The following is a 15,752-nucleotide window of genomic DNA, read 5'->3' as shown; positions in this document are numbered from 1 at the left end:
TTTACGCCTTGAATTCGTCGTCTTGGACAGGTCGCTGTCGAGCGCCCTGCGAGAAAAAGCGCCGATGGCTGGCCACCGACATGCGCGCCCGGATGGACGCCTGTTCGTTGCTGTCACGCTCGGCCAGCAGCACGGCTTCGCCTTGATCCTGTTGCGCCAGCACCCGTCCCCAGGGGTCGACAATGGCAGCATGGCCAAAGGTCTCCCGAGGCCCCGGATGCACGCCTCCTTGGGCGGCCGCCAGCACATAGCACTGGGTTTCGATGGCCCGGGCGCGAATCAGCACCTCCCAATGAGCCGCCCCGGTGACAGCGGTGAACGCCGAGGGCGCGGTGATCAGTTCGGCGCCGGCAGCCCGCAGCTCGCTGTACAGCTCGGGAAAACGCAAGTCGTAGCAGACCGTCAGGCCGACCCTGCCCACCGGCGTATCGGCAACTATCACGTTACCGCCATAAGCATAGTCATCAGACTCGCGGTAGCGCCCACGATTGTCGGCCACATCCACGTCGAACAGGTGCAACTTGTCGTACCGCGCCACGATCTGGCCCTGATCGTCCACCAGCAGCGAGCAGGCATGGGCCTTGGCCTCGGGCCGGTCCACCGGCGGCAAGGGCAACGTGCCGGCCACAATCCATAACCTGAGGTCACGGGCGACCTGTTTCAACCAGGGCAGGATCGGTCCCTGACCGATGGCTTCGGCACGACCGATGTCGGCCACGTCCCGCCGCCCCATCGCCGCGAAGTTTTCCGGCAACACCGCCAGCCGCGCACCGCCAGCCGCGGCCTGTTCCAGCAAAGCACGGGCCCGCGCCAGGTTGGCGAGCACATCGCTCTGGCTGACCATTTGAATCACTGCGACTGGCATGGTGCTTTCCTCCTGTCCTTATCCTTGCCGTGAGGGCTGTGGGAGCAAAGCTCGCTCGCGATACGGACGACTCGGTGCAACTGTAAACCCGCGTCATCGTTCATCGCGAGCAAGCTTTGCTCCCACAGGCTCGCTCCCACAGGGGGTTGATGGCGACTGTCAGAACGGCTTGTCAAAGGTGATCTTCGGCTCTTTCCACGGTCCCTTGACGTCGTATCTTACGCTGGCAAAACGCGCCACGCGGTCGCCGATCAGCTTATCGATCAAAAACAGCGCGCCGCCCACCGCCGGTGCGCCGACAATCAGCGCGGCAATCGGCAGGTTGTTGGTCACCGGCAACGTCACCTGCAACTTGGCGTCGACCCGGTCGGCCACCATGTCCAATGTCCCGTTGAGTTCCAGGTTGCTCGAAGGCCCTGTCAGGGTAATGGGTTCACGGGTCACGTAGACACCATTGCTCGCCACCAGCAGCCCCTTGACCCGATCGTAGCTCAAGCCCTTGCCAAACAGGTCGGAGAAGTCCAGCCGCAGCCGCCGGCCGATGGAGTTGAAGTTCAGCAGGCCGAACACCCGCAAGGCCTGGGCGCGGCCCTCGACCTCGACGAACTGGCCCTTGCTCAACGACGCATCGAGACTGCCGGAAAAGCGCTTGGTCGCGACCCACGCCGGCGAGCCGGGCCAGTTGCCATCGACGTCCAGGTGGAAGTCCTGGCTGGTCACGCTTGGAGCGAATCCCCAGCCCTTGAGCACATCCGCCAGGTTCTTGCCGCCGATACGCCCCTTGTACCAGCTGCGGGTGGAACCGGGTACGCCTTCCCAGCCGCCACTGCCCTGCAACACCATGCCCTTGAGGCCCATGTCCAGATTGTTCAGCGCGATACCCTTGCTGGTCGGACGCACCTTCATCGACCAGGCGCCGATCAGATCCGGTCCCTGGAACAGCTGATCGATCGCGATATCCATGGCCGGGATCCGGGTGGGGTCCACCGATGCCAGCGGGTCCGGCGCGTTCTCATCGGCCTGCACCGTCGGGTCCGCGGCCGGCAGACGAACGTAATCGAGCTTGATCCCGATCGGAGCGCTCTTCGCATCCGGAAGGCTGACATTGCCCTTGGCCTGCTGGCTGTCGAGCCCCAGGGACCAGGCGTCCGGCTTACGGTCGAGCTGCACCGATGCCTGGTCCAGGGACGTGCCCATGGCCATGAGCTTGCCCACCTTAAGGTCGACGCCGCTGAGCAATTGCTTGGCGCTGCCGCTCGGATCCTGTCCGGCGTACTTGTTCAGCAGGTCCTGCCATGGCCCGACATCCAGCTCCGACAGCGTCCCACGCAGCCGCACCCCTTTGGCGCCTGGCAAGACCGCATCGCCGCCCCCGAGCAACAGCTCGCCGCGACCGTCGGCCGGCTTCCCGCCGGGCGCTGCGTAAGTGAAGCTGGCGAGGTCGCCATAATTGACCCAGTAACGCCGCTCCGGCCCTTGCAGCGTCATGCGGAACACCGTGTCTCGCCCGGTATCGGCCGTCATGCCGAAGGGCGCCGGCAGGTCCACTGCCACGCCCTTGAGGTTGGAACTGACCGACAACTGACTGTCAGCCCCGTCGAGCATCACCTGCAACTGGTACGGAACGACCCCGGAAACCGGCAACGGCTGGGTAACGTTCAGCCAGTCGGTGAGTTTCTTGACCTCCAGCCGCCCGGACGCAACCACACGGGTGTTGAGCGCACCGGCACGGCCATCGGCGAAGATCTGCGCGGTCAAAGGTCGGTCGAACGCCCGGGCGGCGATGTTCTTGCCGCTCAGCCCCTTGCTGCTGTCGAAGCGGAAATCGCCCTTGAGCTGGGTCAGCTCCAGCACCGGATCGCTGAGCTTGAGCCGGGCGTTGTCGGTGCTGAAGTCCACCACAATCTTCGGTGGGTCACCCTTGGCCAACGGGATATCGAGCTTCACATTGCCTTGCAGACCGCCTTCGCCTTCCCAGCCGGCGAACGTCTGGGCCGTGCCGATGGGCGCCGTCTGCAAGATCTTCAGCCCGTCCCCCAAGCCCCCGGCAAACCCGCCCTCCAATAGCAGATGGGAATGCTGCCCGTTCGGGACATGGGGAATGTTCACTGCCACGTCCTTGACCTGGGTGTCCAGCAATTGCCCCTGGCTGGCGAAGATGCGCACACCGCTGTCTTCGACGAAAACATCGCCACTGACCTTGCCAACCGAAGGCCAGCCCGGCTGGAAGGCCAGCTCGGCGTCATGCACCTTGAAGAACAGGCTGATGCTGCGGGCCGTGTCCTCGGCGCCGTGGTTCAGCGAACCCTGGTACTGGAAAAACCCTTCATCCACGGCCCCCTTGACGATGGCCGTGCGCAGCCATTCATCCAGAGCCGGGCTCAGCACCGCTGGCAGGTATTTGGCGGTGTAGCGCCCGTCGCCATCCACCAGGCCGACCCGCAGGTCCATGTAGTCTTCCTGGCTGTGGTCGAAATGCAGGCGGATCAGGAAATCGCCGGCAATCCGGCCCTCCTCCCCCAGCACCTTCAGGTAGGGCGCGATCAGGGTGAAACCTTGCTGGTCGAGCTTCCAGGTCAGCCGCGCATTGGCCTGCAGGTATTGCCAGGGTTTGGCGAAGATCGGGTCCAGGTGCAGGGAAAAATCCTTGCTGTCCATGCGCAGCTCGCCGCCGCCGAGGTCGCCGCTGAGGCTGCCCGAGACGTTACGCGCCGCCGGGGCGCCGTGATAGGCATCGAAGCCCACCGTGTCCAGGTTGGTGGCAAAGCTGACCTTCCGATCGCCGGCATTCTGCGGCCGGTAGTCCACCCACAGGTTGCGCAGCGCGCCAGTGAACCTGAGGCGGTCGATGGCCGTCGCGACCCCCTCGGGCAAGGGCGCCAAGGCATTGAGCAGCGGCGTAATCGGAGTCAGGTCGAGACGATCGGCCTGTAGATGCCAGAGTTCTTCAGCCTTCTCGGTGGCCGCGCTCTGCTGCAATTGCAGGCGCGATTCCCAGCGGGTTTCGCCCAGGCTCATCGCCAGGGAATCGAACGTCGCTGTGAACCCGTCGTCACCACGCTGGAAATACCCGTTGAGTGCCAGGTTGCGGATCTGTACCGGCTTGCGGTCGGCGTAGGCGCCGCTGATGTCCGGCGCATTCAGGCGCACGGCGGCGCTTTGCAGCGTCCCGTTCGCCCAACTCAACCAGAACTCGCCGCCCGCCTTGGCCTGGGAGAAATTCCATTCGCGGGTCAGGCGCTTCGGCAGCCATTTCGACCAGTCGCTCTGCGGCAGGCTCAGGTAGGCATCGGCCTGACCGTTCTCCCAGTCGGCGGCGCGGATGCGGGTACGCAGGTTGATTGCCAGTGGTTGCCCGTCGGGCAGGGTCAAGCGTGCGTCCAGGCGCTGGCGGCTGACGCCGGTCCTGAGACTCACGCCCACATAGGTCAGGGTCAGCGGTGCTTGATCCAGCGGCTGCAAGGTCACCTGGCTGTCCAGGATCGAAAGCTTCGAGACCATCTGCATGCGATCAAACAATTGCTGCGGGTCGAACGGCTGATCGTCCTTGACCGGCAGGCCCTCCAGGGCCCACTTGCCGTCGGCGCCTTCCTTGAGGCTGATCTTGAGACCACCGAGCTCCAGATGGGCAATGCGCACCTGGCGGGCCAGCAGGCTGGCCCACAGGTCGGGAACGGCACGCACCTCATCCAGGTGCATGGCATTGGCGCCTTCGCCGATCATCACGTCGCGAGCCAGCAGAATCGGCGCCAGGCCACCCCACTTGCCCTCCAGGCTGCCGATGTGCAACGGCATGCCCAGCGTTTCGGTGGCCCGGTGCTCGATCTCGGTACGGTATTCGGCTACCAGCGGCGCCAGTTCCCGCCCCAGGCTGACGTACAGCGCCAACAGCACCAGCAGCAGCGCGCACAGACCCAAGCCCCAGCGGGTCAGCGCGGCCAGTATGCGGGTCAAACGCTCCATGTCAGTGGACTCCCCAGGCAAAGATGTTCAAATCGGCGAGACCACCGCTTCAGGAGCCACTTCAGAGCAGCACAACGTCGTATTGTTCCTGGGAGTACATGGTTTCTACCTGGAAGCGAATCGTGCGCCCAATAAAGGCCTCCAGCTCCGCGACATTACCCGACTCCTCGTCGAGCAGGCGGTCCACCACTTTCTGGTTCGCCAACACTCTATAGCCAGTGGCCTGGTAGGCGCGCGCCTCCCGGAGAATTTCCCTGAAGATTTCGTAACACACGGTTTCCGGAGTCTTGAGCTTGCCCCGGCCCTGGCAGGCGCTGCACGGCTCGCACAACACCTGTTCGAGGCTCTCGCGGGTGCGTTTGCGGGTCATCTGCACCAGGCCCAATTCGGTGATGCCGATGATGTTGGTCTTGGCGTGGTCGCGCTCGAGTTGTTTCTCCAACGTCCTCAGTACCTGGCGCTGGTGCTCTTCGTCCTCCATGTCGATGAAGTCGATGATGATGATCCCGCCCAGGTTGCGCAGGCGCAGTTGGCGAGCGATGGCAGTGGCCGCCTCCAGGTTGGTCTTGAAGATGGTTTCTTCGAGGTTGCGATGGCCGACGAACGCCCCGGTGTTGACATCGATGGTGCTCATGGCCTCGGCCGGATCGACCACCAGGTAGCCGCCGGACTTGAGCGGTACCTTGCGCTCCAGGGCTTTCTGGATTTCATCCTCGACGCCGTACAGGTCGAAAATCGGCCGCTCGCCGGGATAATGCTCGAGACGGTCGGCGATTTCCGGCATCAGCTCGGCCACGAACTGGGTGGTCTTCTGGAAGGTTTCCCGGGAGTCGATGCGGATTTTCTCGATCCTGGGGCTGACCAGGTCCCGCAGCGTGCGCAGCGCCAGGCCCAGGTCTTCGTAGATCACGCTGGGGGTGGCAATGGTCTTGATCTGCGCGGCGATCTGGTCCCAGAGCCTGCGCAGGTAACGGATGTCCATGAGAATCTCGTCGGCCCCGGCACCTTCGGCGGCGGTGCGCAGGATGAAGCCACCGGCCTCCTTGATGCCTTCTTTCTCCACGCAGTCGCTGACCACCTGCTTGAGGCGTTCGCGCTCGGCTTCGTCTTCGATCTTCAGGGAAATGCCGACATGGGCGGTGCGTGGCATGTACACCAGGTAGCGCGAGGGAATGGACAATTGCGTGGTCAGGCGCGCGCCCTTGGAACCGATGGGGTCCTTGGTGACCTGCACCACCAGACTCTGGCCTTCATGGACCAGCGCGCCGATGCTCTCCACGGCGGGCCCTTCGCGCATGGAAATCTCCGAGGCATGGATGAACGCCGCACGGTCCAGGCCGATATCGACGAACGCCGCCTGCATGCCCGGCAACACCCGCACCACCTTGCCTTTGTAGATGTTGCCGACGATGCCACGCTTCTGCGTGCGTTCGACATGAACCTCTTGCAGCACACCGTTTTCAACCACCGCCACGCGCGATTCCATCGGCGTGATGTTGATCAGGATCTCTTCACTCATGGCAGGGTCTCGTTCAGGCATTTTCACGATAATGGCTGCATCTGGTCAGACGGCGTTCAACGCACGTTCAAGGTTTGCCAACAGGGTATGCCGAAATGGCCCAACAGTTGCGCGGTTTCGCACAGCGGCAAGCCAACCACCGCAGAATAGCTGCCCTCGAGCCCGGCAACGAATACCGCACCCAGCCCCTGGATGCCGTAGCCGCCGGCCTTGTCACGAGGTTCGCCGCTGGCCCAATAGGCCGCCGCTTCCGCTTCGGTGATGGAGCGAAAGCGCACCCGACTGCGGACCACCCGGGATTCGCAGCGCTGACCGTCCAGCAAGGCGATGGCGGTCAGCACCTCATGGTCGCGACCCGCCAGGCTCAGCAGCATCGAGCACGCATCGTCCTGGTTCAGTGGCTTGCCGAGGATCTGCCCATCGAGCACTACCGCCGTGTCGGCACCCAGTACGCAACCACCGTCGTCGACCGGCAAGGTCCGCCGTCCGGCCTCGGCCTTGCCGCGCGCCAGGCGCTCGACATAGGCCGATGGGGTTTCGTGATCCTGGGGAGTTTCGTCAATGTCCGCGCTGATGGCGGTAAAGGACACGCCGATCTGCGTGAGCAATTCACGCCGACGCGGCGAGCCTGAGGCGAGGTAAAGCGGTTTCATCAGTGCATCTCCCGCTTGAGCCCTAGGTTCTATGCAAAAAGCCTTGATACTCGTTCATGCTGCGTTGAAAACAGCCTCGGAATGCTCATGTACTCCAGTACAGTCGGACGCGACCCCGGCCGTTCCTCGGCTGTTTTCGCCGTGCCTGACCTTCGTCTCAAGACCTTTTGTACAGAGCCTAGCGAATCAGTTGATCTTGAAACGCAGGCGCAGGCCACGCAAACCGAAGCTGACCCAAGGCCAGAGCAAGGCACTGACCAGGGCCGGCAACACCAGTGCCAGGGTCGGCTGGCGATTGCCGGTCAGCGCGCTGAGCCATAGCTGTACCAGTTGCGCCAGACCGAAGATCACCAGGATCACCAGGCACTGTTGCCACATCGGGAACATCCGCAGGCGCTGTTGCAGCGACAACACCAGAAAGGTAATCAAGGTCAGGATCAGCGCGTTCTGCCCCAGCAGCGTCCCATAAAGCACGTCTTCGGCCAGCCCCAGGCACCAGGCGGTGACCATGCCGACCTTATGCGGCAGCGCCAGCGCCCAGAACGCCAGTAGCAAGGCCAGCCACAACGGGCGAAGAATCTCCATGAATTGCGGCAGCGGCGAAACACTGAGCAACAGGCCCACGGCGAAGGTCAACCAGACCATCCAGCCGTTACCGGAGTGGGTACTGCTCATTCTTCTCGTGCTCCCCTGGTGACGGGCGTGGCGGCCGGAGCCCTGGCTGCGGGCCGCGTCGATTGGGCCGCCGGTGCATGAGTGGCCGGTGCATGAGCGGCAGGCTTGGTCGGTGACGCGGCAGGCTTGGCAGGCGTAGTGGCGGGCGCGGCAGCCGGTGTGGTTACCGGGGCTGGCGTAGCCGGTGTGGGCACGGATGGATTCGGCGTTGCGGCCGGCACGGCTGCGCCAGTGGCGGGTGCAGCCGCTTCGCCGCCCTGCCGGTCCTGGGCTTCCTGGGCCACGGCAGCGTCGTTGGCGCGCTCCTCAGGTGTGCGGTTGTCGCTGAACACCAGCAGCAGGTAACGACTGCGGTTCAACGCGGCGGTCGGTACGGCACGGACAATGGCGAATGGCTGGCCGGAGTCATGGATCACTTCCTTGACCATCGCCACCGGATAGCCGGCCGGGAAGCGCTGGCCAAGGCCGGAGCTGACCAACAGGTCACCTTCCTTGATATCGGCTGTATCGGCCACGTGTCGCAGTTCCAGGCGCTCCGGGTTACCGGTGCCGCTGGCAATCGCCCGCAAGCCGTTGCGGTTGACCTGCACGGGGATGCTATGGGTGGTATCGGTCAACAGCAGCACGCGAGACGTGTAGGGCATCAACTCCACCACCTGGCCCATCAGGCCGCGGGCATCGAGCACCGGCTGGCCGAGGACGACGCCGTCGCGCTCCCCCTTGTTGATGACGATCCGGTGGGTAAACGGGTTGGGGTCCATGCCGATCAACTCGGCCACTTCGACCTTTTCGTTGACCAGCGCGGAGGAGTTGAGCAATTCGCGCAGCCGCACGTTCTGCTCGGTGAGGGCCGCCAGTTTCTGCAGGCGCCCCTGCAACAGCAGGTTCTCGGTCTTGAGTTTTTCGTTTTCGGCGACCAGTTCGGTCCGGCTGCCAAACTGGCTGGCCACGCCTTGCCACAGCCGCTGCGGCAGGTCGGCGATCCAATAGGCTTCCATCAGGACCAGCGACATCTGGCTGCGCACTGGCTTGAGCAGTGTGAAGCGGGCATCGACCACCATCAGCGCAACCGATAGCACGGCCAGCACCAACAGGCGCACACCCAACGAGGGACCCTTGGTAAAAAGCGGTTTAATGAGCCGCTCCTCCCAGGCAAATGTTCTCTTTATTCATACGGTATCAAACCGGCCTGGATACGAATGACAGAAGATAAACGCCAACGGGCAGCACTGCAAAGTGCTGCCCGGAAGCGAACAACATGGATCACTCGGCAGACTTATTCGCTGGAGAGCAGGTCCATGGTGTGTTTGTCCATCATTTCCAGGGCACGACCACCGCCACGGGCAACGCAGGTCAGCGGGTCTTCGGCAACGATCACCGGCAGGCCGGTTTCCTGGGCCAGCAACTTGTCGAGGTCACGCAGCAATGCGCCACCACCGGTCAGTACCAGACCGCGCTCGGCGATGTCCGATGCCAGCTCCGGCGGCGACTGCTCCAGAGCGCTCTTCACCGCCTGGACGATGGTCGCCAGGGACTCTTGCAGCGCTTCCAGCACTTCGTTGGAATTGAGGGTGAATGCGCGAGGAACGCCTTCGGCCAGGTTACGGCCACGAACGTCGACTTCACGGATTTCACCGCCCGGGTAGGCCGTGCCGATTTCCTGCTTGATGCGCTCGGCGGTGGACTCGCCGATCAGGCTGCCGTAGTTGCGGCGCACGTAGGTGATGATCGCTTCGTCGAAACGGTCGCCGCCCACACGCACGGATTCGGCGTAGACCACACCGTTGAGGGATATCAGCGCGATCTCGGTGGTGCCGCCACCGATGTCGACCACCATCGAGCCACGGGCTTCTTCCACCGGCAGGCCGGCACCGATGGCTGCCGCCATCGGTTCTTCGATCAGGAACACCTCGCGGGCACCGGCGCCAAGGGCCGATTCACGGATGGCACGACGCTCCACCTGGGTGGACTTGCATGGCACGCAGATCAGCACGCGAGGGCTGGGCTGCAGGAAACTGTTTTCGTGAACCTTGTTGATGAAGTACTGCAGCATCTTTTCGCAGACGCTGAAGTCGGCGATCACGCCGTCCTTCATCGGACGAATGGCTGCGATGTTGCCCGGTGTACGGCCCAGCATGCGCTTGGCTTCGGTACCAACAGCCACGACACTTTTCTGGTTACCGTGGGTGCGGATGGCCACGACCGAGGGTTCATTCAGGACGATACCGCGCTCGCGCACGTAAATAAGGGTGTTGGCAGTGCCCAGGTCAATGGAGAGATCGCTGGAAAACATGCCACGCAGTTTCTTGAACATGGGAAAGGGACCCTAGGCAACGCGTGGGTAAAAAAGTGCGGCAAACTCTAACAACGACAGGGATTTTGGGCAAGGCGCCAATATGTTAAATTGGCCGCTTTATCTATGCACCAAACCCCACAATCGCGGCCAGTGCCCTGTTTTGCAGATACGTTCCTTTTTTGACGAGTGGCTATTGTCGTCAGACAAGGCGCCGCGACGAGTCATCGCCCGCTATGGCGAGAAGCGGCAACGCAGCATGACGGTAATAGACGTCGTCAAAAAGGAACAGTATTTGTGATACAGGGCACTGGACCGTAGAAATGCGGTAGTGTTCCGACAATCTAACACACGGACAGACTGCGTCCGTTCTGTTTTCCACTGGAGAATCCCATGGCGCTTGAACGCTCCGACGTGGAAAAAATCGCTCATCTGGCCTGCCTGGGCCTCAATGAAGCCGATCTTCCACACATCACTTCTGCCCTGAACAGCATTCTGGGGCTGGTCGACGAGATGCAGGCGGTCAATACCGACGGTATCGAACCGCTGGCCCACCCACTGGAAGCCAACCAGCGCCTGCGTGCCGACGTCGTGACCGAACCCGACAACCGCGAGGCCTACCAGGCCATCGCGCCAGCGGTCGAAAACGGCCTGTACCTGGTTCCGAAAGTCATCGACTAAAGGGAAAGAGTCTCTCATGCACCACATGACACTGGCCGAGATCGCCCGCGGACTCGCCGATAAAAAGTTTTCCTCCGAAGAGCTGACCAAGGTCCTGCTGGCGCGCATCGCCCAGCTCAATCCGCAGCTCAACAGCTTCATCAGCGTTACCGAAGAGCTGGCCCTGAGCCAGGCCAAGGCGGCCGACACCCGCCGCGCCAACGGTGAAGGCGGCGCCCTGCTCGGCGCGCCGATCGCTCACAAGGACCTGTTCTGCACTCAGGGCGTGCGCACCAGTTGCGGCTCGAAGATGCTCGACAACTTCAAGGCCCCGTACGACGCCACCGTGGTCGCCAAGCTGGCCGCCGCCGGCGCCGTGACCCTGGGCAAGACCAACATGGACGAATTCGCCATGGGTTCGGCCAACGAGTCGAGCCACTACGGCGCGGTAAAGAACCCCTGGAACCTGGAACACGTACCGGGCGGTTCGTCCGGCGGTTCCGCCGCCGCCGTGGCCGCGCGCCTGCTGCCGGCCGCGACCGCCACCGACACCGGCGGCTCGATCCGCCAGCCCGCGGCGTTCACCAACCTCACCGGCCTCAAGCCCACCTACGGTCGCGTGTCGCGCTGGGGCATGATTGCCTACGCCTCCAGCCTCGACCAGGGCGGCCCCTTGGCGCGCACCGCCGAAGACTGCGCGCTCCTGCTGCAAGGCATGGCCGGCTTCGACCCGAACGACTCCACCAGCATCGACGAACCGGTGCCGGACTACAGCGCCGGCCTCAATAGCTCGCTACAAGGCCTGCGCATCGGTGTGCCAAAGGAATACTTCGGTGCCGGCCTCGACCCACGCATTGCCGACCTGATCCAGAACAGCATCAAGGAACTGGAAAAGCTCGGCGCCGTGGTCAAGGAAATCAGCCTGCCGAACATGCAGCATGCGATTCCGGCCTATTACGTGATCGCCCCGGCGGAAGCCTCCTCGAACCTGTCGCGTTTCGACGGCGTGCGCTTCGGCTATCGCTGCGAAAATCCGGAAAACCTGATCGACCTGTACAAGCGCTCCCGTGGCGAAGGTTTCGGTGCCGAAGTGCAGCGGCGGATCATGGTCGGTACCTACGCGCTGTCCGCCGGCTACTACGACGCCTACTACCTCAAGGCGCAGAAAATCCGTCGCCTGGTGAAGAACGACTTCATGGCCGCCTTCAACGAGGTCGACATCATCCTCGGCCCGACCACGCCGAACCCGGCCTGGAAACTCGGCGCCAAGAACAGCGACCCGGTCGCTGCCTACCTGGAAGACGTCTACACCATCACCGCCAACCTCGCCGGTTTGCCGGGCCTGTCCATGCCGGCCGGTTTCGTCGACGGCCTGCCGGTGGGCGTGCAGTTGCTCGCGCCGTACTTCCAGGAAGGCCGCCTGCTCAATGTGGCTCACCAGTATCAGTTACACACTGACTGGCACACCCGCACCCCAACCGGCTTCTGAGGAGAAACACATGCAATGGGAAGTCGTGATCGGGCTGGAGATTCATACCCAGCTCACCACCCGGTCGAAAATCTTTTCCGGCAGTTCCACCACGTTCGGCTCCGAGCCCAACACCCAGGCCAGCCTGGTCGACCTGGGCATGCCCGGCGTGCTGCCGGTGCTCAATGCCGAAGCGGTGCGCATGGCGGTGATGTTCGGCCTGGCGATTGACGCCGAGATCGGCCAGCACAACGTGTTCGCCCGCAAGAACTACTTCTACCCGGACCTGCCCAAGGGCTACCAGATCAGCCAGATGGAGCTGCCGATTGTCGGCAAGGGCCACCTGGACATCGCCCTGGAAGACGGCACGGTCAAGCGTGTTGGCATCACCCGCGCGCACCTGGAAGAAGACGCCGGCAAGAGCCTGCACGAAGAGTTCAACGGCGCCACCGGCATCGACCTGAACCGTGCCGGCACGCCGCTGCTGGAAATCGTTTCCGAACCGGACATGCGCAGCGCCAAGGAAGCCGTGGCCTACGTCAAGGCGATCCATGCACTGGTGCGCTACCTGGGCATCTGCGACGGCAACATGGCCGAAGGCTCGCTGCGCTGCGACTGCAACGTGTCGATCCGTCCCAAGGGCCAGGCCGAATTCGGCACGCGCTGCGAAATCAAGAACGTCAACTCGTTCCGTTTCATCGAAAAGGCGATCAACAGCGAGATCCAGCGCCAGATCGAACTGATCGAGGACGGCGGCAAGGTCATCCAGCAGACCCGCCTGTACGACCCGAACAAGGACGAGACCCGTCCGATGCGCAGCAAGGAAGAAGCCAACGACTACCGTTACTTCCCCGACCCGGACCTGTTGCCAGTGGTGATCGAAGACTCGTTCCTCGATGACGTGCGCGCCACCCTGCCGGAACTGCCACCGCAGAAACGCGAGCGTTTCCAGGCGCAGTTCGGCCTGTCGAGCTATGACGCCAACGTCCTGGCCACCAGCCGCGAACAAGCCGATTATTTTGAAAAAGTCGTCGGCATCGGCGGCGACGCCAAGCTGGCGGCCAACTGGGTGATGGTCGAATTGGGCAGCCTGCTGAACAAGCAAGGACTGGAAATCGACGAGTCGCCGGTGTCGGCTGAACAGTTGGGTGGCATGTTGTTGCGGATCAAGGACAACACCATCTCCGGCAAGATCGCCAAGATGGTCTTCGAAGCCATGGCCAACGGCGAAGGCAGCGCCGACGAGATCATCGAGAAGCGCGGTTTGAAGCAGGTCACCGACACCGGCGCCATTTCCGCCGTACTCGATGAAATGCTCGCGGCCAACGCCGAGCAGGTCGAACAATACCGTGCGGCGGACGAAGCCAAGCGCGGCAAGATGTTCGGCTTCTTCGTGGGCCAGGCCATGAAAGCCTCCAAGGGCAAGGCCAACCCGCAACAGGTCAACGAATTGCTGAAAAGCAAGCTCGAGGGCTGATGGTCATGGAGCCAGTCTTTCAATCTGGCTCCACTTTCCCCTGTGGGAGCGAATCCCTGGGAGCAAAGCTTGCTCGCGATGAAAGCACCTCGATCCGTCAGAAGACTGCGTTATCGTTCATCGCGAGCAAGCTTTGCTCCCACGGGTTCGCTCCCTCATTTGCCTCGGACAATCCTCCCATGAAGCGTCTCCTCGGCGCCTGCGCCCTGCTGTCCCTGCTGGCCGGTTGCGCCAGCCAGAGCGGGACGGTCGACCCACACGGCTACGACCAGACGGGCGTGGCCTCTTATTACGGCGCCCGGCACCACGGCAAGCGCACCGCCAGTGGCGAGCGTTTCGACCAGCACAGCCTGACTGCCGCCCATCGCCAGTTGCCCTTCGGCACGCGGGTGAAAATCACCAACCTGGGCAACAATGACAGTGTCGTGGTCCGTATCAACGACCGCGGCCCGTACACCCGAGGCCGTCTGATCGACGTGTCCCGCGAAGCCGCCGAGCAATTGGGCATGTTGCGCAGCGGCACCGCGCGGGTCCGCGTGCAAGCCCTCGACGATTGATAGACGGAGCCCGGCCATTTCCCTACTCGCCGATTTACCGCTGTTCAGCCTGATCGAACTGTTCGGTGGCCTGCTGTTGCTGATCGCCGGCGCCGAGCTGCTGGTGCGGGCCGCTGTCGGCCTGGCGGCGCGCTTGCAAGTCCGCCCCCTGATCATCGGCCTGAGCGTCGTCGCCTTCGGCAGCAGCGCGCCACAGATGGCGGTCAGCCTGCAAGCGACCCTGACGCAGAACGCCGACATCGCGGTAGGCAGTGTGATCGGCAGCAGCATCTTCAACATCCTCGTGACCCTCGGCCTGTCGGCGCTGATCATTCCGTTGCGGGTCTCGCGCCAACTGGTGCGCCTGGACATCCCGTTGATGATCGCTGCCAGCCTGTTGGTGTTCGTACTGGCCTGGAACGAAGAGCTGACGCGGCTGGACGGTGTGCTGCTGCTGATCGCCCTGGCGGTGTACCTGGGCTTGTTGCTGCGTCAGTCGCGACACTCCGGGCGCCCCCATGCCGTAGCGGTCGACGTGACACCGGCGTCCTGGCTCAAGAGCCTGTCGATGATTGTCGCGGGCCTGGCGATGCTGATCTTCGCCGGGCATCTGCTGCTGGGCGCGGCGGTGGAAGTCGCCACCGATCTGGGACTTTCGGAACGCATCATCGGCCTGACCATCGTCGCGGTCAGCACCTCGCTGCCGGAACTTGCCACCTCACTGATCGCCGCTTTGCGCGGCCAGCGCGACATCGCGGTGGGCAACGTGATCGGCAGCAACCTGTTCAACCTGTTGGGGGTACTCGGGGTGACCGCCCTCGTCGCGCCGACGCCGCTTTCGGTTTCGCCGAACGCGCTGGACTTCGACCTGCCAGTGATGCTCGGCGTGGCGGTGCTGTGCCTGCCGGTGTTCTATTCCGGCTACCGGGTCACCCGCGCCGAAGGTTTGTTGCTCCTGGGCTTGTACCTGGCCTATGGGCTCCACGTGATGTCGTTCACCACCGGCATGCCCCTGGCTGGCCAACTGGAACGGCTGATGCTGTTCTACGTGCTGCCGGTCCTGCTCGCATTCTTGCTGTTCACCTCCGTGCGCGCCTGGCGTCGCCAACACCACAAGAGGGATTTGCCATGACCGATACTCCAAAGAGCGGCCTGGACATGCGTCGCCAGGTGATGGGCGACGCGTTCGTCGACCGCGCCCTGGGCAACGCTACCGAATTCACCCAGCCCCTGCAGGACTTCGTCAATGAACATGCCTGGGGCAGCGTCTGGAGCCGCGAAGGCCTGCCGCTGAAAACCCGCAGCCTGATCACCCTCGCCGCCCTCACCGCCCTCAAATGCCCGCAGGAACTCAAAGGCCATGTGCGTGGCGCACTGAATAACGGCTGCACGGTGGAGGAGATTCGCGAAGCGTTGCTGCACTGCGCGGTGTATGCGGGAGTGCCGGCGGCGATCGATGCGTTTCGGGCGGCGCAGGAAGTGATCGAGGCGTATCAGAAGCCGGAGTAATGGGCTGGCCCTGTGACGGCAACTCGGGCCTCTTCGCGAGCAGGCTCGCTCCCACATTCGACCGTATTCCTGCTGAAGGAATCCAGTCAGCTGTGGGAGCGGGCTTGCTCGCGAATGGATCTACAGGACGCTGG

The 15,752-nt window shown here is 63.3% G+C and carries 13 protein-coding genes; 6 read left to right on the top strand and 7 right to left on the bottom strand.

Annotated elements, in window-relative coordinates:
* Position 1: 1 nt before the first annotated feature.
* From LOY35_RS04260 to mreB, 7 genes are all read right to left on the bottom strand, one after another.
* Positions 2-865 carry a carbon-nitrogen hydrolase family protein gene (locus LOY35_RS04260; protein ID WP_258630912.1) on the bottom strand — a complete coding sequence of 288 codons (864 nt, stop codon included), beginning with the start codon at positions 863-865 and terminating at the stop codon, positions 2-4.
* A gap of 159 nt (positions 866-1,024) precedes the next feature.
* Positions 1,025-4,828 (bottom strand): YhdP family protein, encoded by a 3,804-nt coding sequence (locus LOY35_RS04255; protein ID WP_258630911.1) that lies wholly within the window; start codon positions 4,826-4,828, stop codon positions 1,025-1,027.
* A gap of 61 nt (positions 4,829-4,889) precedes the next feature.
* The gene (gene rng, locus LOY35_RS04250) at positions 4,890-6,347 is read right to left on the bottom strand and encodes a ribonuclease G (protein ID WP_258630910.1); all 1,458 of its coding nucleotides are present in this window, start codon (positions 6,345-6,347) and stop codon (positions 4,890-4,892) included.
* 56 nt (positions 6,348-6,403) lie between these two features.
* Positions 6,404-7,000, bottom strand: a complete 597-nt coding sequence (locus LOY35_RS04245; protein ID WP_258630909.1) for a nucleoside triphosphate pyrophosphatase — start codon at positions 6,998-7,000, stop codon at positions 6,404-6,406.
* A 186-nt stretch (positions 7,001-7,186) separates the two neighbouring features.
* A complete protein-coding gene (gene mreD / locus LOY35_RS04240; protein ID WP_258630907.1) occupies positions 7,187-7,675 on the bottom strand; it encodes a rod shape-determining protein MreD in 489 nt (162 codons plus the stop codon).
* Positions 7,672-8,811, bottom strand: a complete 1,140-nt coding sequence (gene mreC, locus LOY35_RS04235) for a rod shape-determining protein MreC (RefSeq protein ID WP_258633474.1) — start codon at positions 8,809-8,811, stop codon at positions 7,672-7,674. The genes mreD and mreC overlap by 4 nt, the downstream gene beginning before the upstream one ends.
* Positions 8,812-8,951: 140 nt before the next feature.
* Positions 8,952-9,989: a rod shape-determining protein MreB gene (mreB, locus tag LOY35_RS04230; protein ID WP_015093487.1), complete on the bottom strand. Its 1,038-nt coding sequence runs from the start codon at positions 9,987-9,989 to the stop codon at positions 8,952-8,954.
* Between the two features lie 372 nt (positions 9,990-10,361).
* Between mreB and gatC the strand changes: the two genes are divergently transcribed.
* From gatC to LOY35_RS04200, 6 genes are all read left to right on the top strand, one after another.
* Entirely contained in the window at positions 10,362-10,649 is a 288-nt protein-coding gene (gatC, locus tag LOY35_RS04225; RefSeq protein ID WP_258630905.1) for an Asp-tRNA(Asn)/Glu-tRNA(Gln) amidotransferase subunit GatC, read from the top strand.
* A gap of 16 nt (positions 10,650-10,665) precedes the next feature.
* Positions 10,666-12,117, top strand: coding sequence for an Asp-tRNA(Asn)/Glu-tRNA(Gln) amidotransferase subunit GatA (gatA, locus tag LOY35_RS04220; protein WP_258630904.1), 1,452 nt, complete (start codon positions 10,666-10,668; stop codon positions 12,115-12,117).
* A 10-nt stretch (positions 12,118-12,127) separates the two neighbouring features.
* Positions 12,128-13,573: an Asp-tRNA(Asn)/Glu-tRNA(Gln) amidotransferase subunit GatB gene (gene gatB / locus LOY35_RS04215; RefSeq protein WP_041024438.1), complete on the top strand. Its 1,446-nt coding sequence runs from the start codon at positions 12,128-12,130 to the stop codon at positions 13,571-13,573.
* A 179-nt stretch (positions 13,574-13,752) separates the two neighbouring features.
* Entirely contained in the window at positions 13,753-14,130 is a 378-nt protein-coding gene (locus LOY35_RS04210) for a septal ring lytic transglycosylase RlpA family protein (protein WP_024777470.1), read from the top strand.
* A gap of 49 nt (positions 14,131-14,179) precedes the next feature.
* Entirely contained in the window at positions 14,180-15,241 is a 1,062-nt protein-coding gene (locus LOY35_RS04205; protein ID WP_258633473.1) for a calcium/sodium antiporter, read from the top strand.
* Entirely contained in the window at positions 15,238-15,618 is a 381-nt protein-coding gene (locus tag LOY35_RS04200; RefSeq protein ID WP_258630902.1) for a carboxymuconolactone decarboxylase family protein, read from the top strand. The genes LOY35_RS04205 and LOY35_RS04200 overlap by 4 nt, the downstream gene beginning before the upstream one ends.
* Positions 15,619-15,752: the final 134 nt, after the last annotated feature.

The sequence above is a fragment of the Pseudomonas sp. B21-028 genome (assembly GCF_024749045.1).
In the GTDB taxonomy this organism is placed as follows: domain Bacteria; phylum Pseudomonadota; class Gammaproteobacteria; order Pseudomonadales; family Pseudomonadaceae; genus Aquipseudomonas.
This window is presented reverse-complemented; position numbering and strand designations above follow the sequence as displayed.